Below are 20,417 nucleotides of genomic sequence, written 5' to 3'. Positions count from 1 at the left end.
CCCTGGAATATGAACTGATCTAGACAGCTTTTCCCAGTCGGCGCGTCCCGCTTCTCCCGAGAAGCAGGGCGCGCCGATTGTCATATGGCGGCTACGGTGGCCTCATGACGCCGCAGAGCCCGGTTTCGGTGCTCGGGGAGGACGAGAGCTGGCAGCTGCTGTCCAGCGTGACCCTGGGCCGCCTTGTCTCGACGATCGGCACCAGACTGGAGATCTTCCCGGTCAACTTCGTCGTCCAGCACCGCACGGTGCTGTTCCGGACGGCCGAGGGCACCAAGCTGATCAGCACCCTGTTCAACGACCGGGTGCTGTTCGAGGCCGACGACCACACGGGTGTCGGCGGGTGGAGTGTGATCGTGCGGGGTGTGCCGCAGCTCCTCGAGACACCGGAGGAGATCGCCGAGGCCGAGCGCGCCCAGCTGTTGTCGTGGATCGCCACCACGAAGCGGCGCTACGTGCGGATCCAGCCGAAAGAGATCTCCGGTCGCCGGTTCGACTTCGGTGGCGTGCCGGGGGACGGGTAGCGGCTCAGACCCAGTACGGAACGCGTGCGCGGTACTGGCGCATGGCCAACGCCGCGAACGTCCACCCGATCGCCGTGAGTGCCAGCACCACCACCCAGTGCCGCACTTCCTGATCGGCGCCCAGCAATGGTGCGCGCACGATGTCCAGGTAGTGCAGCAGCGGGTTGATCTCGACGATCTTGGCCCACGATCCGGCGCCCTGCTGCTGCAGCGTCGACTCGTTCCAGATGATCGGTGTCATGAAGAACAGCAACTGCACGATCGAGGCCAGCAGCGGCCCGATGTCGCGGTAGCGGGTGGCGAGGATGCCGAAACAGATCGACACCCATACGCAGTTCAGCACGATCAGCCCCAGCGCGGGGATGACCGCCAGGTCGGTCCACTTCCACGGTTTCGGATAGATGATCGCGATGACCACGAAGATGACGATGTTGTGGCCGAACAGGATCACCTGTCGCCACACCAGCCGGTAGACGTGTACCGACAGCGGCGTCGGAAGTTGTTTGATCAGACCTTCGTTGGCGATGAAGACGTCGGCGCCTTCGAGGATCGAGGCGTTGATCAGGTTCCAGATGATCAGGCCGAGCGTGACGTAGGGCAGGTGCTCCTCGAGCGGCAGCTTGAACAGCTTCGAGTACAGCAGGCCCATCGCCACCGCGGTGGTGCCGGTGGCGATGGTGATCCAGAACGGGCCGAGCACGCTGCGGCGGTAGCGCTGCTTGATGTCCTGCCAGCCCAGGTGCAGCCACAGTTCGCGCTTGCTGAAGCCTTCGGTGAGATCGCGTACGGCCCGGGTCATGGTCTTGGACTCGGATGCCGCGTCGGTGAATGTCATCTCTGGAACCTTTCGCTCCTGCCCAACCGCCGCAGGCGAATCCATTCGCGCAGACCCGCGGGGTCGCGTCGGGACACCAGAAAGTACCAGCCGAACCGGACCCACTCCTGGGGCAGGAGTTTGCGCAACCCCGGCTGGGACAGCAGGTAGCCACGGTTGCGGTAGGTATAAAAACGTTTGGTCTCGTCGTCGGGGTACTGAGTGTGCATCCGGCCGCCGAGGATCGGTTTGAACTCGTCGGTGCCGCACGGGTGCAGATAGCTTGCGGTCAAGCATGTTCCGAACGGCAGGCCCGAGCGCACCAGGCGCCGGTGCAGTTCGACCTCGTCGCCGCGGACGAACAGACGCAGATCCGGGACGCCGACAGCCTCGACCGTGGCGGCGCGGAACAGGGCACCGTTGAACAGCGATGCGATACCGGGCAGCACGTCGCCTTCACCCTCGGTGCGCAATTCGCTGACCAACCGTCGCCACACCAGTCCCCGGCGCAGCGGGAACGCCAGCCGGTCCGGGTCGTCGAGGTTGCACACCATCGGCGAGACCTCGGCCAGGGTGTACTGCTCGGCGCAGGCCAGCAGGGTGGACAGCACGGTGTTGTCGGCGGGGCGGCCGTCGTCGTCGGCCAGCCAGATCCAGTCGGCACCCTGAGCCAGGGCGTGCAGCATGCCCAGTGCGAAACCGCCTGCGCCGCCCAGGTTTCGGCGGGAACCGAGATAGGTGGCCGGCACCGGCTGGCCGAGGACCAGATCGCGCACGGCCTCGTCGTCGTCGTTGTCGACGACGATCAGGTGGTCGGGTCTGCGGTCCTGGTCCACCACTGCGGCAAGGGACTTGGTCAGCAGTTCCCGACGCCGGTGCGTCACGATCACGGCAATTATCGACTCAGGCGCTGTGCTGGTCGCTTCCTCGCGCAAGCGCTCGTCAGCCACGGGCCGTTTCCTCCAACACCTCGCGCACGTGACGCGCAGCGTCCGGTCCCTCGTAGGCGCCGACCACTTCTTCGATGCCACCGGTCATCTTGATGGTGCCGTGGTCGATCCACATCGCGGTCTTGCAGAGCCGGGCCAGGAACTCGTTGGAATGGCTTGCGAACACCAGGATTCCGGACCGCTCGACCAGGCTCTGCAGCCGCGACTGCGCCTTCTTCAGGAACTCCGCGTCGACCGCACCGATGCCTTCGTCGAGCAGCAGGATCTCGGGGTCGATGCTGGTGACCACGCCCATCGCCAGGCGCACCCGCATGCCGGTCGAATAGGTGCGGAGCGGCATCGACAGGTACTCGCCGAGTTCGGTGAACTCCGCGATCTCGTCGACCTTGGCCAGCATCTGCTTGCGGGTCTGCCCGAGGAACAGCCCGCGGATGATGATGTTCTCGAAACCCGAGATCTCCGGGTCCATCCCGACGCCGAGGTCGAACACCGGGGCCACCCGGCCGCTGACCGTGGCAGAGCCGCGGGTCGGCTCGTAGATGCCCGAAAGCAGCCGCAGCAGTGTGGATTTGCCCGCGCCGTTGTGGCCGACCAACCCGACCCGGTCACCCATTTTCAGTGACATCGTGATGTCGCGGAGCGCCTCGATGACGACGACGTTGGACTCGTTGCGCCCGATGGCGCCGCCGGCCTTGCCGAGGAACGCCTTCTTCAGCGAGCGCGTCTTGGCGTCGAAGATGGGGAACTCCACCCATGCTTCGCGCGTCGAGATGTACGGATCAGACAACTCAGGCCTACAAGTACTGACCGGTGCCGGGGTGGGACGGCCCGCCGCGCTGTCCGCCGGGGACCTGCAGTCCTGGCGGGAGAGCGCCCTGGCGCATCTGCTCGAGCTGCGCGCGGGCGGCCATCTGCTGGGCGAACAGCGCCGTCTGGATGCCGTGGAACAGGCCTTCCAGCCAGCCCACCAGCTGCGCCTGCGCGATGCGCAGTTCGGCGTCGGACGGCACGCTGTCCTCGGTGAAGGGCAGCGTCAGCCGCTCGAGTTCGTCACGCAGCTCGGGGGCCAGACCGTCCTCGAGTTCGTGGATGCTGGTGCGGTGGATGTCGCGCAGCCGCTCCCGGCTGGCGTCGTCGAGCGGAGCCGCGCGCACCTCTTCCAGCAGCTGCTTGATCATGGTGCCGATGCGCATGACCTTCGCCGGCTGTTCGACGAGGTCTGTCAGCGACTTGCCGTCAGCGTCGGCATCGGTCTCGTCAGGCGTGCTCGCCAGGATCTCGATGTTGTCATCGTCGGGGTTGATGGTCATTGCCTTCCCTTGGATCTAGTCAGTTCTGGGTCGTGTCAGTTTGTCGCCCTGGTGGCCGCGTTCTCTCCGTGCCAGCGGTAGATGCGGTCCTCACCGTTGTCGTAGATCTTCTCCCACGACCTTGAGCTGTCTAGCGACACTAGCCCGTCTGGCATGACGAACCCTCGAACCACCGGAGTGCTGGTGAGCACATAGCGGATGTTGAGCGCCTCGACGGCCTCGGCAACCCTCGGATCGGTGTCCGCGTCGTCGGCGTAGGCCCAGAAGATGAACCGGTTGTACCCGGGGCCCTGTTGCATGGGGTAGTCGTAGTGGGTCCACAGCGGGTGAAGCCCTGAAACCGCGTACATCCAGGCGGTGCCGTCGGTGTTGGCGTCGCCGATCAGGGTGGTGCGGGCGTCGGGCAGCGTGGCCAGGTAGGCGAAGGCCTCCAGGTCCTTGGCGTCGATGATCACCGAGTCGTACTTCTGGCCGAACAGGTACTTGTGCCGGGGGAAGTAGTGCCAGGCGAGGCCCACGGTGGTGGCGACCAGTGCGACGGCGGCCGTCGCGCGGATCCAGGCCGGGCGGGCACCGGTGCGGCGCAGGGCGGCGGCGCCCAGCAGGACGAGCGCGCACAGGCCGATCGCCGCCATCGGTGCGTACAGCATCGCGACAACGGCCGACAAGCGACGCGGGTCGCTGTAGAACAGGTCGCTGAACTTGCCGGTGATGACGCCCAGCGGTCCGCCGAACGGTGCGCCGGAATGCACGATCGACGCGATGAGCAGCAGCCACACAGCCAGCGGCCACCAGATCTTCTTGACCAGCATGACCAGTCCGCCGATGGCGGCCAGCGCGATGAGTGCGTTCTGGATCGGGAAGTCGTTGAGGTGGCGGGTGTGCTGGACGATCGCCGCGAACAGCGAGTGCTTCTTGCCGAGGTGGTTGACGAAGGCGTGGCCCACGATGATGTCGGCTTGCTGAAGGACCCCGAGAAACTGGGGAAGCATGATCAGCAGGGCCGGCACCGCGACGGCGGCCAGCGCCAGGAAGTCGCTCAGCCGGCTGCGGACCGGGTGCCACAGCGCTTCCACCAGCCACCAGACGCCGACCAGCAGCACGGTCACCACACCGCCGGTGAGGTGCACCGAGAAGACGCCGACGGTCGCGAGCACTGCCAGACCGATGCGGTCGCGGTGCGCCGGTGTCGAGATGATCAGGGCGAACACCGGCACGGCGAGCCCGTAGGCGACCAGGTTGGGCATCGCCGCCACATCGAATTCGACGTAGGGCACCGCGGTGAACGACGCGGAGAGCGCTGCCGCGGTGGCCGCGGCGACGGCGGTGCGCATCTCGCAGGCGTGCGGGCGGACCATCTTCCACGTCAGCACCGCGGCGCTGACCGGGAACAGCCACACGGCCGCGGTGACCGAACTCACGGTGTAGGCGGTGGTCGCGGCGGCGCCGGTGAGCTGGCAGTAGACGGCGGCCAGGGCGTGGAAGGCCGACGGGTAGTAGAGCGCCTCGTGGGTCTCCACGTTGCGCAGCTCGCCCATGTGGGTGGGTGAGGCCTGGCCGGTGTCGAGGATCCAGCGGATGGTGTTGGCGTGCCAGACCGAGTCCCAGGTGCTGGGGATGGATTGCCAGTGCGGCAGTCCGGCGTACGCGGCGGCGCCGATCAGCGCGACACCCAGCAGCACACCCGCCGCAACCACCAACGCCGGCCGTCGCGACAGGCCCGATGCCTCGGCGTCGGGGTCACGGTAGCGGGCCAGCACCCTCCGTAACCACGCCGCAATGGCGGAAACGACGGCTACAGCAAACAACGCCGTCCACGCGTTCCACGGCACACCGATGGCCCCGAGCGGAACGATCGTCAGCGCGACGGTGCCGTAGGTCAAGGCTGGACCCACTGCGACCGCCGTCGACGCGGTCAGTCCGCCCGCCCTGGCTATCAGTGCCCCGGGGATCACCAGCAACAACAGTGCGATTAGCACTCCGAACCCGAAGCCCACTGGACTAGTATGGCTGCCCAGGGTGACCCGGTCCGAGCATGGTCTCGGAAGTGCAAACGTGCGGTCGGGCGCTCACCAAATCGTGTCGGTTTGTGATATCTGCGGACGCTCTAAGGTGGCTGGCATGGCATACGACGTCGCCCGGGTGCGTGGCTTGCATCCGTCATTGGGCGATGGGTGGGTCCACTTCGATGCCCAGCACGGCATGTTGGTGCCCGATTCGGTCGCGACGACGGTTTCTACCGCCTTCCGCGGCTCGATGCCCACCGCTGTGGGACCGCACCCATCGGCACGCCGCAGCGCGGCCGTTCTCACCGCCGCCCGCCAGGCCGTCGCGGATCTGGTCAATGCAGATCCGCGGGGCGTGGTCCTGGGCGCGGACCGGGCCCAGCTGTTGACCGCGCTGGCCGAGGCATCCTCGAGCCGGGTCGGACTCGGCTACGAGGTGGTGGTCACCCGCCTGGACGACGAGGCGAACATCGCGCCGTGGTTGCGGGCGGCCAATCGCTATGGCGCCAAGGTCAAGTGGGCCGAGGTCGACATCGAGACCGGCGAGCTCCCGGCCTGGCAGTGGGAGGGGCTGATCGACAAGCCCACCCGCCTGGTGGCCATCGCGTCGGCCTCGTCGACCCTGGGAACCATCACCGACCTGGGCGAGGTGACCAAGCTCACCCACGAGGTAGGCGGCATGGTCGTCGTCGACCACTCGGCCGCGGCTCCCTACCGGCTGATCGACATCAACGAGATCGAAGCCGATGTGGTCGCCCTCAACGCCGTGCCGTGGGGCGGCCCGCCGATCGGCGCGCTGGTGTTCCGCGACCCGTCGGCGATCGATTCGTTGGCCTCGGTGTCGTTGAACCCACAGGCGACGGGCCCGGCCCGCCTGGAGGTGGGCGCGCATCAGTACGGCCTGCTCGGCGGCGTGGTGGCCAGCATCGAGTACCTGTCCAACCTCGACGACACGGCCAGCGGCTCGCGCCGCGAAAGGCTGACGGTCTCGATGCAGTCGGCGGGCGCGTATCTGGACCGCCTTTTCGAGTACCTGGTGACCTCGCTGCGCTCGTTGCCGTTGGTCATGGTGATCGGCAGGCCGGAGTCGCAGATTCCGGTGCTCAGCTTCGTGGTGCGCGACATCCCGGCCGAGCGGGTGGTGCAGCGGTTGGCCGACAACGGAATCCTGGCGATCTCGAATGCCAGCTCCCGCGTGCTCGACGTGATCGGGGTGAACGACATCGGCGGTGCGGTGACGGTCGGGCTGTCCCACTACTCGACGGGCGCCGAGGTCGATCAGCTCGTGCGGGCACTGGCCTCGCTGGGCTGATCGCTCCTCCCGTCGCGGTGGGCTAAACCGTGAGCACGATCTTCCCCGACACCTCGCCCGAGGCCAGCAGTTCGTGGGCCCGCTGGGCCTCCTGGATGGGCAGTTCGGCGCCGATGATGGGACGCACCTGTCCGTCGGCGATCATCGGCCAGACGTTGTCGAGCACCGCCCGGACGATCTCCCCCTTGCCGCCCGGTCCGTCCACCGGCCGGGGACGCAGCGAGGTGGCGATGACCCCGGCCCGCTTGCCGAGCAGCTTGGCGATGTTCAGTTCGGCCTTGATGCCACCCTGCATGCCGATGATCACCAGGCGCCCGCCGGTGGCCAGGGCGTCCACGTTGCGGTCCAGGTAGGCCGCTCCCATGATGTCGAGGATCACGTCGGCCCCTGCGCCGCCGGTCTCGGCCCGGAGCCGCTCGACGAAGTCCTCGTCGCGATAGTTGATGGTGATGTCGGCGCCCAGTTCACGGCACAGCGCGAGCTTGTCGGCAGAGCCGGCCGTCACCGCGACCCGCGCACCGAGCGCGTGGGCCACCTGAATGGCGTGGGTGCCGATACCGCTCGCACCGCCGTGCAACAGGACGAGGTTGCCGGGTGCCAGCCCTGCGGTCATGACGAGGTTCGACCACACCGTGCAGGCCACCTCGGGCAGTCCTGCGGCTTCGGTGAGAGCAACGCCATCGGGCAATGGCAACACTTGCGCGGCGGGCACGGCGACATACTCGGCGTAACCGCCGCCTGCGAGCAATGCGCACACAGGTTGCCCAACTGACCAGTCGGTAACATTCGAGCCAAGGGCGGCGACGGTGCCCGACACCTCCAATCCGATGACCTCACTGGCGCCTGGCGGGGGCGGATACTTGCCCGCGGCCTGGAGCAAGTCGGCGCGATTGACGCCCGCGCCGTGAACCCGGATCAGAACTTCTTCGTTTGCTGCTTTGATATCAGCGACGTTTTCCCAGGTCAGATGGCCGTTAACGGAGGCGACAATTGCATGCATTATTTCCACGCTACAAGCATGCTGTTTCCCAAGCGCAGCAATACTGACGTCCCTTACGATTGCGCCCATGGTGGGGATGATTGCGGGGCGTACGGCAGGTGACATGCCGGGCCTGGACATCGCCGAGCAGAGGTCATGGCAGAACTACCTCGACTCGGCTTTGCGAATGTATGCGACCTTGAACCGGTCGCTGGTGGATGCGCATCATCTGACGCTGAATGATGTGCGCCTGCTCGATATCTTGGACAAATCCCCGACCGGTTCGGCTCGGATGGGTGACTTGGCCGAGCGGTTGATGTCTCTACCCAGCCGGGTGACCCGTCAGATCCGGCGGCTGGAAGTTCAGAACCTGGTGACCAGGTGTGCTAGTCCCGACGACGGGCGCGGGGTGGTCGCCACGATCACCGAAGAGGGCAGGGCCGCTGTTCGTGAGGCGATGGTGACCTACGGGCAGGGTGTCCGGTCGCACTTCCTCGGCAGGCTCTCGCGTCCGCAGATCGCGGCGATGGGGGAGAACTGCCGCCGGATCAGCGTCGCGCTGAAGAACGGATCGCCTCCCGCCCACATCGGTCGGGTGTGAAACCCGTACTCTTGTCGGCGGTGGCGTGGCAGAGCGGCCTAATGCACTCGCCTTGAAAGCGAGAGACGGCTAACACCGTCCGGGGGTTCAAATCCCTCCGCCACCGCCATAAGTGGTGGCTACCGGCGTAAATCCAGATGCCGGGATCAGGTGAATTTGCCACACCCAGCCACATTGACCCAGGGAATCGACCCTGGCAGACGTCGGCGTGTCGTACGTCGCGGTTGGTCTCATCGCATTTCCGCGATGGGATTTTGTGCATGGCACGTTTACCCGCCTACATCAATCGCATCGACCACCAGGCGCGGCGTGCGCTACGAGGCGCGCTTCAACGCGACGCTGCCGTCAGATGAGCGGCTCCAGAACCGGAAGCGGAACATGACGGTCGACGACGATGCCACGCCCGCTCGGACTCGAAGTCGGCCTCCACGACGGCCGACAGCCGCGGGCCATCCAGATCCTCTGCGTACTCATCTACAACCGGTTGGACGCACACCGTGGATGATCGGTTCCACCCGATTGCCGGGCCACTCCGTGATCAATCTCGCGCACAGGCGGGCGCAAATCGTGAGGTAGCCTCACGACCAGTGAGTTCGCCGGTTGGGGGATTGGCATGGCTAACGAATTGCAGGTCGACGCGGGCGGCCTGCGTGTCGCGGCTGCAGGCAGTGACGCCATCGCAGCCGGTCTGACCGGCGGATCCTTTGACGCTGCAGCCTCGGCGCAGCCCAGCGGCGCTGGTGTGGCCGCGGTCAACGCGGCCCTCACCTCCTTGCGCAGCCGTCAGTCCCTGCGGATCACCGGCCAGGCTAGTGACCTCTCGGTGAGCAGTGCCCGCTACGACGCCACGGACTGCGATGGCGGAGACGCCATCACCACGGTGAGCGTGTGAGCCCTGCGGTCGCCTCGGTTCCGCTCCCCACGAAGTCGGAGATCGAGGAGTGGAGCACCTCCCATCTCTCCGAGGCCGCCAGCACTTGGCGTACGGCGGCGGCGGGGTCCGAGACTGCTTTCGATGAGCACCGCCAGAACGTCTCCGCTCCCGGCGGTACCACGTGGGAGGGCAACGCGAAGGACGCCGCACTCGACCGGGTGACCGCGGACATCGGTGTCGTCGGCTGCCAGAGCGGTGTGCTGCGCGAGGCCGCCGGCCTCGCCGAGAACGGCGCCTACGATATCAAAGCCGCCAAAGACAAAGCCGTACAGGCGATCACCGCCGCCATCGACGACGGATTCAACGTCGCAGAAGACTTGTCGGTGACCGACTCCCGTGATTACGACATCAACACGGTCGCCGACCGGAACAGGGCCGCCGCGGAGCACGCCGAGGACATCCGGTGGGCAGCCCAACAACTCATGCAGGCAGACCAGCTCGTCGGCAGCCGACTGGAGGCGAAAGCCGCTGATCTGGAAGGGATCCGATTCGAAGGCGAGGGTGAGAGAGACGCCCCGTCCAGTCACGTGCAATTCGTCGACAACAAGGTTCAGGACAAACAGGGCGACGGCAAGGACGGCAAATCCGGTACAGCGGAACAGGCGACGGGTCAGATCGGCCCGTTCGCGGTCCCGAAGTCCGTTGAGGACGCGGCGAAGAAGTCTGGACTGAAACCCGATGGCAAGCCTCCCGACCCGAGCGGTCTCGGAGATCTGCTGGGCGCCAACGATAATCCCGCGGACAAGCCAGGTGAGAGTAAGCCCGGTGTCGAGAAGCAGCCTGGCCTGCCTCCCGCGCTGAGTCAGCTGCCGCCTGCCCCGGATAAGGCGACGATCGATCAGCAGCGCGCGAAAGTGGATGCGGCCCGGCAGAACCTGTCTGCAGCCGAATCCAAGCAGAAGGCCGCCGCCGGTCTGGGGTATGTGCAGGGGGCTGGGTCTGGTCCGAGTCCGGACGAGTTCAAGTCGTTGACCCAAGCGGTGTTCGACGCTCGCCATGAACTGACTAAGCAGACCGATGCGCTGCGGGAGCTCAGCGCGGCGGCGGCTGCGAACGACGGCCCGACCGTGCCGGTGCCGCCGCTTCCCATCGACGCCGACAAGCAGGCGTTCCCGCCGCAACCGTCGGTCTTGGAGCGAGGTGCCGGGGCGTTTGGCGAGGGTATGAAGGACGCCTCCAAGACCGTCTGGGACGCGACGATGCCCGACGTGGGCAACATGTACGACGTCGCCACCGACTGGGACGGGGCGACCGCCGAGCAGAAGGCCCAAGCGGGGATCGATGCCGCCAGCATGCTCCCGTTCCCCGGCTCCAAGATCCTGGGCGAAGGGATCGAGCACGGGCTCGACGCCCTCGGCGCTGCGGGTCGGCACCTCGATGACGCCCCCACGCCGCACGCCGACGCCCCCTCCGGCGGTCACGCGCCTTTGGAAGCACCGCATCACTCGCCTCCCGATGCCCCCGCGGAACACCACGCACCCGCACCGACACACGTTGACGACGTGCCGAGCGGCGGACACGGTGACGCACCCGTGCACGCAGACACAGCCGAGGCGCCGCACCACACCGCAGACACCGTCGACCACACCGTGGACACTGGGCACGCCGCGCCATATGGGATCGAGGACACTGGCGCGCTCTTGACAGCGAGCGAAAACGCCGGTGGACACCTCATCGAGCGCCACGTCGGCCAAACCTTCGACGACCTCTCCGCGCGCCTGGACGCGGGCCCAAGACCAGGAGCCGTGTCGACGTTCTCTACAGCAGAGGAGGCATCGACCGCAGTTAGCACCGCACTCCAACACAACCAGGCTACGGTCGACGCCTGGGTGGCGAACGGAGCTACCGACCGCCTGAGGATTTCGGTACCGTTCGACGGCGGGGAGGTACTTGTCCGGGGCTCTACCGCGACGGTGCCCGGTACCTCGGTCCTCGTGGTCTTGGAAGGCATCGGAAATGGGGAATGGATCGTGCTGACGGGTTACCCGAAACCATGAGTGACTGTCCGGTGCCGTACGACGTCGAACAGTTCTTTGGCGCCTATTTTCACCAGGATTGGCCTTTCGAGGCCGATGACTGGCAAGGAATCGTCGACCAGTATTCAGGTTCGGCGACCCGAACGCCACGGCAACTCCAAACACTCGCTACGCATATCGACGAGTTGCGCGGCAGCTGCCCAGATTCCGAACTCCCCACCGCAATGATGGATATGGGCGGCTTCTACGACCCCCGTCCGGAAATGACATACACCGAGTGGCTGGGACACGTTGCCGAGCGACTACGCCACCACGCCGCAACGAGCGACGACAGCGGCGCTTCCAGAACGCTTTGATTCCAGGGAGAAATGGCCCGGTACATCGAGTTCATTCCGAAGTCCGGGGCCCGCCACCGTCCAGCAGAGATAGGCCGCCGCCGCGACGAACACGACGTCCGCGACGCGGAGAAACCACGTGAGGTGGTCGGGTGCGGTAGTCGGGTCACGGCTTGCCCGTCCAGCGGGGCGCCCACACGCGGCTCCAGACCTCGCGGATCGCAACTCCGAGCAGCACGAACACCCATGGTGGGGTTCAGCTGCGGCTGCCATAAGTGATGGTTACCGTTGATTGGTTGTAGCGCTGCGGAGTGTGGGCGACCGTGCTGTGGAACCATCCGTTCATGAAGGTGAAGTTCGTCGCTGCCGTCGTCGTCTCGGTCGTCGTGGCCGTCGCTGCGGTGGTCGTGGTCGTCGGCGATGTGCCCGGCCGGCTCATTCGCGCTCTGAGCGGCGTCGCAGCCGAGGACCTGTTCTCCTCGCAGCGCCTGGACTCGGAACTTGAAGTGGTGCGCGCGCGGCTCGGTGACCTGCCGTTGCGGCGGGTGACGGTGACCTCCAATCTGGTCTCGGTCGAGGCAGTCGCCGCCGACGGCCGGCTGCACGACTACTGGGTGCGCGACGGCGAGGTCGAGGACATGGACTCGATTGCCGACCTGCACGCGGGCGAGACGGCGTTCACCGCGGCGGATCTGTCGGGGCAGCGGATACGAGCGGTGGTCTCCGATGTGCGTGGTTTCGGGAAGCCCGGTGACATCGAACTGGTCTCCTACGAGATGGAGCAGGGGCATCCCCTGTCGGTGGCCGTGTGGATCCGGCACGACCCGGTGAGCTCGGTGTTGCACTTCGATCCGCGGAGCGGCTCCACCGTGGTGCGTGAGGAATCGATCGAGACCGACGAACACACCTCGGTGTTCGGCGGCTGCTGGTGCTGAAGAGGCGAACGAAACCTGTTGCCGCACCGCTGGGTTTGACTCTCACACCGTGTGAGACGGCAGGCTCGTGTCCGTGACCGACACCCCGTCCCTGATATCGATCGGCAGGTTCTCCTCGCTGAGCCGTATCTCCGTTCGCATGCTGCGCCATTACGACAAACACGGTGTCCTGGTGCCCGCACGGGTGGACGCTGTCAGCGGCTACCGCCGGTACGCCGCGGTGCAGCTTGCCGACGCCGCCGCGATCCGGCGGCTTCGCGATATCGGATTCGGCGTGTCCGCCATCGGAGCCCTGCTCGCTGTCCGAGGCACCCCGGCGTTCGATGCCGCCCTCGCGGCTCAACGTATCGAGCTAGTCGCGGCGGCAGAAGACGCGAACGCGCGGCTCCAACTCATCGACCACCTACTTGCCGAGAAGGAGCTCACCATGACCGACACTGTCACCGAAGAGACCGTCCCCGCCCTGACCGCCGTCTACCTGCGCGACACCATGCCGAATTACGCCGCCGAAGGGCAGCTGTGGGAGCGGTTCGTGCCCGCCCTGCAGGAGCAGGGCATCGCGCCCGGGCAGTTCGGCGGCTGCATCGAACACGATGACGAGTTCCGCGAATCCGATGTCGACGAGTCGGTTTTCCTCGAGGTTCCCGCCGACACCACCGCCCGGGCTCCGCTCGGAGTGCTCGTCGCCCCGGCTCGACGGGCCGTGGTGGCCACCGTCACCGGCCCGTACGCCGAGGCGATCCCGCGGGCGCACGAACTCATCGGCGCCTACGTGACGGAGCGGGGGCTGACCCTGACGCGCACTGTCGACGACATCACGACGCATCACTTCAACGTGTACCTCGACGACCCGCGGGAGGTACCCGAGGACCGGCTGCGGACGAAGGTCTATGTGCCGGTGGCCTGACCCTTGCCCTTCTCGGCGGCCTCCAGCTCTTCCATGATCTTCAAGGACAGGAAGGTCATTGGGCCCTTGTCCTCGAACTTGTCGGCCACGTTGCCGGCGATTCCGCCCTGCACCGCGAGCTTGCCGATCAGGTCGAGCTTGAGCTGCGGGCTGCCTTCGGAGAGATCGAGATCCGCCAGGTCGACCCACACGATGTTGGGGCGGGTGGTGGACTCGTAGACGTACCGCTTGTTGGTGAGGTCGAGCACCACCTGCCAGATGGTCTGGGAGGCATCGGGCTTGCCCGGGTCGGGGATCCGGAAGGGCTGTGCGGCGTTGCGGATCACCGAGAACATGCCAGCGATGGCTTCCACCTGACTGGACGGCTTGGGCAGCCGGCCCGAGTAGTAGGTGGCCCGGGCGAAGCGGTCGCTGGCCAGCGTCGAGCCCGGGATCGGCTGGTCACCACCGAGGCCGGTGAACGACTTCACCAGCTCCAGCTGCTGATCGAAGGTCGGTGAATTGGTCATCACCCTGTAGTCCTTCGAGTGATACACCCGGGCGTGGCCGTCGACGTACTCGATGATCGCCGAGTCCCCGGTCGCGTCGTCGAGGGCCAGGTGCAGTCCGGGGCGGGCACCGCCGGTGGGGTCGTCCATCTGTACCACCTGCACGTCGGTCTCCGCGATCCACGCGGTCGCTTCGGCGACGGAGGCGAAGTTGTCCAGGAAGTACTGCAGCCAGATGGCCTGGCCGAGCTGGGTGCGGGAGGCATCCGGCTCGCCGTAGGTGGATTCGGCCAGCCACAGGATGTGTCCGGCCAGGCCGGCCTCGTTCATCCCGTCCACGGAGGTGATGTCGAAGGCGGCGGCGACCACGCTGCCGTACTTCGAGGTCCAGGTGAGTTTCCCCGACACCGCGTCGTCGCGCTGGACGCCGCTGGGTTGCGTCCACAGGTTGGTCATCAGGTCCTTGTGGAAATCCATGTTCCTGCCGACCAGGACCGCATTGCCCGCTTCGGGCCAGATGACTCGGGTGCACATGTCGGCGAGCCTAGTGGGGGCCTCTGCCATCAGGGCGTTGTCGACGAAACATCAAGTGTGGAAGGCATTTTCGCCTGCGGTGTCGCAGGCGTCGGTCGCCTCGCCGGTGGCCGCGACGCGGGGCGCATTCTTACCGAAAATTAACCTACGGTTCCGTAACCTACGCTACCGTAGGTTTTGAACGGCGGGCCGATGACGACGCCTGCCGAAGACGTTGGGAGGACACGGATGGATGCCCAGAGCGGAGTGCTTCACGAGCTCGAACCCGTTGTCGCGAGCAACCTCGACCGCCATCTGTCGATGGCGCGGGAGTGGTTTCCGCACGACTATGTCCCGTGGAGCAGAGGGCGCGACTTCGCCTTCCTGGACGGGGAGGACTGGCAGCCCGAGGATTCGCCGTTGAGTCATGTCGCCAAGGTGGCGATGACGGTCAACCTGCTGACCGAGGACAACCTGCCGTCCTATCACCGGGAGATCGCCACCCGGTTCTCCCGCGACGGTGCGTGGGGCACCTGGGTGGGGCAGTGGACGGCGGAAGAGGGCCGCCACAGCATCGCGCTGCGCGACTACCTCGTCGTCACGCGTGGTGTGGATCCCGTTGCGCTGGAACGCCTTCGCATGACACATACCGTTGCCGGGTACGACTCTGGTGACAAGACGCCGATGGCGGCGATGGCGTATGTGTCGTTCCAGGAGCTGGCCACCCGCGTATCCCACCGCAACACCGGGCGGGCGTCCAGTTGCCCCATCGCCGATCAGCTGCTCGCGCGGATAGCCGCCGACGAGAACCTGCACATGGTGTTCTATCGCAATCTCATGGCGGCGGCGCTGGACATCGCTCCCGACGCCGCGATGACGGCCATCCGCGACGAGGTGGTGAACTTCGCGATGCCGGGCCTCGGAATGGCCGACTTCGCCCAGAATGCGATCACCATCGCCAAGGCCGGCATCTACGACCTACGCGTCCATCACGACGACGTGGTGCAGCCGGTGCTGCGCTTCTGGCGGATCTTCGATCGAACCGATTTCGGGCCCGAGGGTGAGAAGGCTCGCGAGGAGCTAGCCCAGTTCCTGGGTCTCGTCGATGAACGAGCCCGGTTCTATGAGGAGAAACGCGAACGCGAGCACGTCGGGGCGGCCTCGTAGCAAATCGCACGCCCCTTCTCCGTCTCACTAACGTGTCGCACATCACACTCCCGGAGAGATTCGCCCACTATTGATCTTGGGTATCGAGGAGTAGTTGGCACGAAAAAGTTGACGCGGGTCGGAACGAGTGGGGTCGAGAATGAACCGGATTGGTCGTTGGTTGGGTGCAGTGGCATCAGCAGTGTTCGTGGCGGGCGGCTGCATCGCCGCGGCCGGTCAGGCATCTGCGGACTCGTGTGCGGACGTGCAGGTGGTCTTCGCGCGGGGCACGTTCGAGCCGCCGGGCGTCGGCGGGGTCGGCGAGGCGTTCACCGACGCACTGCGGGCCAAGGCCGGTGGTAAGTCCGTCGACGTCTACGCGGTGAACTACCCGGCGTCCCTTGACTTCGCGACTGCCGCCGACGGCGTCGCCGACGCGAGCAACAAGGTCCAGGCCACGGTCGCGGCCTGCCCGGACAGCAAGATCGTGCTGGGTGGCTTCTCGCAGGGTGCGGCGGTGGCCGCCTACCTCACCGAGGACGCCGTGCCACAGGGCTTCGCGCTGCCGCCGAGCATCACCGGCCCGCTGCCCGCGGGGGTGGCCGACCATGTCTCCGCAGTGGCGTTGTTCGGCAAGCCGTCGAGCGGCTTCCTGCAGATGATCTACACCGGTGCACCGCCGATCACGGTCGGCAGCCGGTATGCCGGCAAGACCGATGACCTGTGCATCCCGGAGGATCCGGTGTGCTCGCCGACCGGTAGCGACAACAACGCGCACAACCTGTACGCCGCCAACGGGCTGACGGATCAGGCAGCCGACTACGTGGTGGCGCGGCTGAACGGTCAGCGGCAGGACCGGAGTGTCGACCAGGCCTCCGGGCGGTAGGAACCCTCACGGCGCCGCGCGCTATGGTTCGAGCACGTTTTCTCGGACAGGGGAGGGTCAGTGACGGAGCAAGAGCAGCAGTTGACGTTTGGGCAGAAGGCCAAGCTGTACCTGCAGGCCGCAGGCGCGTTCGCGCGCAATCCCAAGGCGCTGGTCGCTCTTGTGAAGTACAAGCTGGCGGAGCGGAAGTCGGCCAAAGAAGCGGGCTGACGAAGCTCTACGGTCAGGCTGCGCCCAGTTTGCGCGCAGCCTGACCGAGTATCTCCACCCCCGTGGCGATCTGGGATTCGGTGAGGTTGGCGTATCCCAGGATCAGCCCGGGTGGTGCGGCGTCGGGATCGGCGTAACACGGTGCCAGAGCCTCCAGTCGGATGCGTGACTCGGTGGCCCGGCGGGTGAACTCCTCGATGGGGAAGCCTGCCGGGAACCGGACGGTCAGATGCACGCCGGCGGCCGCGCCCAGAACCTCGGCCTGCGGTAGGTGCTGCGACAGAGCGGCCAGCAGGGCTGCGCGGCGGGCCGGGTAGCGGCGGCGCATCTGACGCAGGTGCCGGTCGTAGCCGCCGGAGGTCAGGAACTGGCTGAAGGCGATCTGGTCCATCACCGAACTACCGGTGTCGGCAAGGCTTTTGGCGGTTCTGACCCGGTCGATCAGGTGGGCGGGCACGACCATCCATCCGATCCGCAGTCCGGGTGCCAGGGTCTTGCTGGTGGAGCCCAGGTACACCACCCGGTCGGGTGCCACCCCCTGCAGTGCGCCCACAGGGGCCCGGTCGTAGCGGTACTCGGCGTCGTAGTCGTCCTCGACGATCAACCGTCCGGGCTGGGCCCATTCCAGGAGTTCGGTGCGCCGGGCCGCCGAGAGCACCACTCCGGTCGGCGATTGGTGGGCCGGGGTGGTCAGCACCGTGGTCGCACGACTCGCGGTCAACGCGCCGACGTCGATGCCGTTGCCATCGACGGGGATCGGCAGCGGATCGATGCCGTTGTGCCGCAGAACCATCCGGTGCAGCCAGAATCCTGGATCCTCCGTCGCCACCGGGCCGTCGAGGCATCGGGCCAGCAGCGCGACGGCTTGCGTTGCGCCCGAGCACAACACGATCAGACGTGGGTCGGCCACGACGCCGCGGGTGCGCCGCAGGTAGTCGGCCACCGCGGCGCGCGCGGCGGGCAGACCGTGCGGGGTCACGTAACCGAACGCGCTGGACTCGATCTCGGCCAGGCCCTGGCGCATGGCCCGCAGCCAGGCCTGACGCGGGAAACTGGTGAGATCCGGTGAGCCCGGGGCGAAGTCGATGTCGAATCGGGGCCGGGCACGGTCGGGCCGGACGCGGCTGGAGGGAACGGCGTCGACGGCGGCGACGCGGGTGCAGCCACCCTGGCTGCTGTGCAGGAAGCCCTCGGCGGTCAACTGGCCGTAGGCCTCGACCACCAGTCGGCGCGACACCCCGAGGTCGGCGGACAGCACGCGGGTGGACGGCATGCGGGAGCCGGGGGTCAATCGTCCGGACCGGATGGCGTCGCGCAGTCCGTCGGCGAGTTGGCGATGCAACGGCCGCTTGCTGTCCCGGTCCAATTCGACCAGCAGTTCCGGGGCCGAACTGGTACCCGAAGTTGCCATGGAATTGGAGCCTACTCGGAGACCACTGTGGCGTTAGCGTGATGACATGGCCAACGCTGCGGGCCCGGTGACGCGAACCCGGCGCTACCTCGAAGTGGTCCTCGCCGTGTTCGGCGTCTACTCGGTGCTGCTCGGTCTGTTCATGCTGCTGGCGCCGGGCACGTTCTTCGACACGCTCGGCGCCTTCGGCGTGCGCAACGATCACTACATCCTCGACAACGCGTCGTTCGAACTGCCGCTCGGATTGATGATGCTGGCGGCGTTGAAGTGGCCGCGGTGGCGGGTGCCGACGCTGGCGTTCGCCACCCTGCACTGGGCCCTGCATTCGTTGAGCCACCTGATCGACACCAACCACGCGGCAGGCAGCTGGGTCGGTTGGCTGGAAGCCGCGGGCCTGGTGGTGACCACCGTCTTGTTGGCAATTGCATTGCGGATCAGCATGTCCGACGACAAGGCAGGAGAACCATAGATGCGTGTCCTGGTGGCCGGTGCGACCAGTGTCCCCGGAATCCCGTTGTTGCGTGAGCTCAACAGCCGCGGCCACGAGGTCATCGGGGTGACCCGCTCATCGGGAAAGACGGCCCAGATCTCGGCGGCCGGGGCCAAGCCCGTGGTGGCCGACGTCCTCGATGCGGGCCAGATCGATTCCGTGCTGTCCGAATTCGCCCCCGAGGCGGTGGTGAGCCTGCTGACGACGCTGCCCAAACTGGGGCCCAAGCGGATGAAGGATTTCGAGCCGGCCAGGGAGTTGTGGAGCCGGGGCGCCGGCAATCTGGTGGCCGCCGCGCAACGGGCCGGCGTCCGTCGCGTCGTCGCGGAATCGGTGATCTTCGCCTACGGGTACGGATCGACCGGGCCTCAACTGATGGACGAGACCGACCCGTACCCCGGTCCTCCGCCGCGCGGCGGCGAACCGATGCTGGCCGCGTTGCGGGGTATGGAACGCGACGTGCTGACGTCGGGGGAGCGCAGCGGTACCGAGGGAATCGTGTTGCGCTACGGCGTTTTCTACGGACCCGGCGTCACCCACGATGATCTGTTCCGCCGGCTGGCCAAGTGGTGGGCCGTGCCTGCGATGACCGGCACCGGGGTGCTGTCGTGGGTGCACATCGACGACGTCGCCCGAGCCACGGCCGACGCACTCGACAAGGGACGCGTCGGGCAGATCTACAACATCGTCGACGACCGGCCGCAATCTTTCGGCGACTACGTCCGGGAACTCAACGCGAAGCTGGGCCGGCCGCGGCCGTGGCCGATCTCGCATCGGCTCGTCGGTCTCGTGGCCCCATACCCGGCCACCGCATTCGGCACGGCCTGGCTGCCCCTGTCGAACGCGAAGGCCAAGGCAGAACTCGGCTGGACGCCTATTCCCCGGTGAACTGCGGCGGGCGCTTCTGGAACATCGCGGTGACGGCCTCGGCCAGATCCTTGGACGGCAGGAAGGCCGAGTTCCACGCGGCCACGTAGCGCAGGCTCTCGGCCACCCTGGCGGTGCGCTGCTGGTCGAGTACGTCCTTCACCCCGGCGACGGTCAGCGGCGGGTTGGCGGCGATCTCAGTGGCCGTGGCGTGTGCGGCCGCCAGCGAGGCGTCGGCGTCGGCGTGGACTTCGTTGACGAGATTGATGCGCGCGGCATACGCGGCGTCCACATCCCGGCCCGTCAACACGAGTTCACGGAGATGCCCGTCGGACAGGATCAGCGGCAGGCGGGCCAGGCTGCCCACGTCGGCGACGATGGCCAGCTTTGTCTCGCGCACCGAGAACTTGGCGTCGGCGCTGGCGTAGCGGATGTCGACCGCGCTGATCAGATCGACACCGCCGCCGATGCACCAGCCGTGGATCGAGGCGATGGTCGGGGTGCGGCAGTCCGCGACGGCCGTGATGGCGCCCTGCATCTTCTGCAGCCGCTTGTGGAAGCCCGCGCGGGCGCCCGCACCGGCGTCCAGCCCGGGCAGTTCGGCGCCCATGGCCGGCAGGTCGAGACCGTAGCTGAAGTTCTTGCCCGAGCCGGTCAGCACGATCGCGCGCACCTCGGGGTCGGCGTCGAGGGTGCCGAAGACGTCCGGCATCTCGGCCCAGAACGCCGGACCCATCGCGTTGCCCTTGCCGGGACCCAGCAGCGTCACCTGGGCGACGTGGTCCTTGATCTCGACGGAAACGGACTCGTACGTGTCAGACAT

22 protein-coding genes and 1 tRNA gene are annotated in these 20,417 nt (G+C 66.8%); 14 read left to right on the top strand and 9 right to left on the bottom strand.

Features of this window, described 5'->3' with window-relative positions; translation table 11 throughout:
* Positions 1–104: 104 nt before the first annotated feature.
* Positions 105–524: a pyridoxamine 5'-phosphate oxidase family protein gene (locus tag TX88_RS00435; protein WP_044513811.1), complete on the top strand. Its 420-nt coding sequence runs from the start codon at positions 105–107 to the stop codon at positions 522–524.
* A gap of 4 nt (positions 525–528) precedes the next feature.
* Here TX88_RS00435 and wzm read toward each other — a convergent pair whose 3' ends face one another.
* Genes wzm through TX88_RS00410 form a run of 5 tightly spaced genes read right to left on the bottom strand, consistent with a single transcriptional unit; the run spans position 529 to position 5,595 of the window.
* Positions 529–1,359 carry a galactan export ABC transporter permease subunit Wzm/RfbD gene (gene wzm / locus TX88_RS00430; RefSeq protein WP_044513810.1) on the bottom strand — a complete coding sequence of 277 codons (831 nt, stop codon included), beginning with the start codon at positions 1,357–1,359 and terminating at the stop codon, positions 529–531.
* Positions 1,356–2,288, bottom strand: coding sequence for a galactofuranosyltransferase GlfT1 (gene glfT1, locus TX88_RS00425; protein WP_244438303.1), 933 nt, complete (start codon positions 2,286–2,288; stop codon positions 1,356–1,358). The genes wzm and glfT1 overlap by 4 nt, the downstream gene beginning before the upstream one ends.
* Positions 2,281–3,075 (bottom strand): galactan export ABC transporter ATP-binding subunit Wzt/RfbE, encoded by a 795-nt coding sequence (wzt, locus tag TX88_RS00420; protein ID WP_044513808.1) that lies wholly within the window; start codon positions 3,073–3,075, stop codon positions 2,281–2,283. The genes glfT1 and wzt overlap by 8 nt, the downstream gene beginning before the upstream one ends.
* A gap of 7 nt (positions 3,076–3,082) precedes the next feature.
* Positions 3,083–3,598 (bottom strand): bacterial proteasome activator family protein, encoded by a 516-nt coding sequence (locus tag TX88_RS00415; RefSeq protein WP_044513807.1) that lies wholly within the window; start codon positions 3,596–3,598, stop codon positions 3,083–3,085.
* Between the two features lie 35 nt (positions 3,599–3,633).
* The gene (locus tag TX88_RS00410; protein WP_044513805.1) at positions 3,634–5,595 is read right to left on the bottom strand and encodes a DUF6541 family protein; all 1,962 of its coding nucleotides are present in this window, start codon (positions 5,593–5,595) and stop codon (positions 3,634–3,636) included.
* A gap of 124 nt (positions 5,596–5,719) precedes the next feature.
* On the opposite strand from TX88_RS00410, the gene TX88_RS00405 reads away from it, so the two are divergent.
* Positions 5,720–6,916, top strand: a complete 1,197-nt coding sequence (locus TX88_RS00405) for a cysteine desulfurase-like protein (RefSeq protein ID WP_044513803.1) — start codon at positions 5,720–5,722, stop codon at positions 6,914–6,916.
* Between the two features lie 22 nt (positions 6,917–6,938).
* Here TX88_RS00405 and TX88_RS00400 read toward each other — a convergent pair whose 3' ends face one another.
* Complete coding sequence (locus TX88_RS00400; protein ID WP_044513801.1) at positions 6,939–7,916, bottom strand: NAD(P)H-quinone oxidoreductase; 978 nt, start codon at positions 7,914–7,916, stop codon at positions 6,939–6,941.
* A gap of 67 nt (positions 7,917–7,983) precedes the next feature.
* On the opposite strand from TX88_RS00400, the gene TX88_RS00395 reads away from it, so the two are divergent.
* The 7 genes from TX88_RS00395 (at position 7,984) to TX88_RS00365 (ending at position 13,583) form a co-directional block, all read left to right on the top strand.
* Entirely contained in the window at positions 7,984–8,496 is a 513-nt protein-coding gene (locus TX88_RS00395) for a MarR family winged helix-turn-helix transcriptional regulator (RefSeq protein ID WP_044513800.1), read from the top strand.
* A 19-nt stretch (positions 8,497–8,515) separates the two neighbouring features.
* A tRNA-Ser gene (locus TX88_RS00390) sits at positions 8,516–8,605 on the top strand.
* 504 nt (positions 8,606–9,109) lie between these two features.
* On the top strand, positions 9,110–9,388 hold the full coding sequence (locus TX88_RS00385) for a hypothetical protein (protein WP_044513798.1): 279 nt from the start codon (positions 9,110–9,112) through the stop codon (positions 9,386–9,388).
* Positions 9,385–11,427, top strand: coding sequence for an RNase A-like domain-containing protein (locus tag TX88_RS34100; RefSeq protein ID WP_044513797.1), 2,043 nt, complete (start codon positions 9,385–9,387; stop codon positions 11,425–11,427). Before TX88_RS00385 ends, TX88_RS34100 begins: the two co-directional genes overlap by 4 nt.
* An 11-nt stretch (positions 11,428–11,438) precedes the next feature.
* Complete coding sequence (locus TX88_RS00375; RefSeq protein ID WP_244438302.1) at positions 11,439–11,762, top strand: contact-dependent growth inhibition system immunity protein; 324 nt, start codon at positions 11,439–11,441, stop codon at positions 11,760–11,762.
* A gap of 323 nt (positions 11,763–12,085) precedes the next feature.
* Complete coding sequence (locus TX88_RS00370; RefSeq protein ID WP_162563057.1) at positions 12,086–12,676, top strand: hypothetical protein; 591 nt, start codon at positions 12,086–12,088, stop codon at positions 12,674–12,676.
* Positions 12,677–12,749: 73 nt separating this feature from the next.
* Positions 12,750–13,583: a MerR family transcriptional regulator gene (locus tag TX88_RS00365; RefSeq protein WP_044518949.1), complete on the top strand. Its 834-nt coding sequence runs from the start codon at positions 12,750–12,752 to the stop codon at positions 13,581–13,583.
* Here TX88_RS00365 and TX88_RS00360 read toward each other — a convergent pair.
* Complete coding sequence (locus TX88_RS00360; protein WP_044513791.1) at positions 13,565–14,605, bottom strand: bile salt hydrolase; 1,041 nt, start codon at positions 14,603–14,605, stop codon at positions 13,565–13,567. The two genes, TX88_RS00365 and TX88_RS00360, sit on opposite strands and share 19 nt — an antisense overlap.
* 228 nt (positions 14,606–14,833) lie before the next feature.
* On the opposite strand from TX88_RS00360, the gene TX88_RS00355 reads away from it, so the two are divergent.
* The 3 genes from TX88_RS00355 to TX88_RS34095 all read left to right on the top strand — a co-directional run bounded on the left by TX88_RS00355 (position 14,834) and on the right by TX88_RS34095 (position 16,826).
* Complete coding sequence (locus TX88_RS00355) at positions 14,834–15,751, top strand: acyl-ACP desaturase (RefSeq protein WP_044513789.1); 918 nt, start codon at positions 14,834–14,836, stop codon at positions 15,749–15,751.
* A gap of 139 nt (positions 15,752–15,890) precedes the next feature.
* Complete coding sequence (locus tag TX88_RS00350; protein WP_084621744.1) at positions 15,891–16,616, top strand: cutinase family protein; 726 nt, start codon at positions 15,891–15,893, stop codon at positions 16,614–16,616.
* Between the two features lie 60 nt (positions 16,617–16,676).
* Positions 16,677–16,826 (top strand): hypothetical protein, encoded by a 150-nt coding sequence (locus TX88_RS34095; protein WP_162563056.1) that lies wholly within the window; start codon positions 16,677–16,679, stop codon positions 16,824–16,826.
* A gap of 13 nt (positions 16,827–16,839) precedes the next feature.
* Here TX88_RS34095 and pdxR read toward each other — a convergent pair whose 3' ends face one another.
* Positions 16,840–18,237 (bottom strand): MocR-like pyridoxine biosynthesis transcription factor PdxR, encoded by a 1,398-nt coding sequence (gene pdxR, locus TX88_RS00345; protein WP_044513787.1) that lies wholly within the window; start codon positions 18,235–18,237, stop codon positions 16,840–16,842.
* A 46-nt stretch (positions 18,238–18,283) separates the two neighbouring features.
* Between pdxR and TX88_RS00340 the strand changes: the two genes are divergently transcribed.
* Together TX88_RS00340 and TX88_RS00335 are read left to right on the top strand one after the other, a co-directional pair.
* A complete protein-coding gene (locus tag TX88_RS00340; protein ID WP_044513785.1) occupies positions 18,284–18,706 on the top strand; it encodes a hypothetical protein in 423 nt (140 codons plus the stop codon).
* Entirely contained in the window at positions 18,707–19,615 is a 909-nt protein-coding gene (locus tag TX88_RS00335; RefSeq protein WP_044513784.1) for an NAD-dependent epimerase/dehydratase family protein, read from the top strand.
* Here the strand turns inward: TX88_RS00335 and TX88_RS00330 are convergent.
* On the bottom strand, positions 19,602–20,417 hold the full coding sequence (locus TX88_RS00330; protein ID WP_044513782.1) for a crotonase/enoyl-CoA hydratase family protein: 816 nt from the start codon (positions 20,415–20,417) through the stop codon (positions 19,602–19,604). The genes TX88_RS00335 and TX88_RS00330 overlap by 14 nt on opposite strands.

It is taken from the genome of Mycolicibacterium septicum DSM 44393 (assembly GCF_000455325.1).
Classification (GTDB): domain Bacteria; phylum Actinomycetota; class Actinomycetes; order Mycobacteriales; family Mycobacteriaceae; genus Mycobacterium; species Mycobacterium septicum.
Note: the sequence above shows the minus strand (reverse complement) of the source record. Positions and strands in the feature narration are given on the sequence as shown.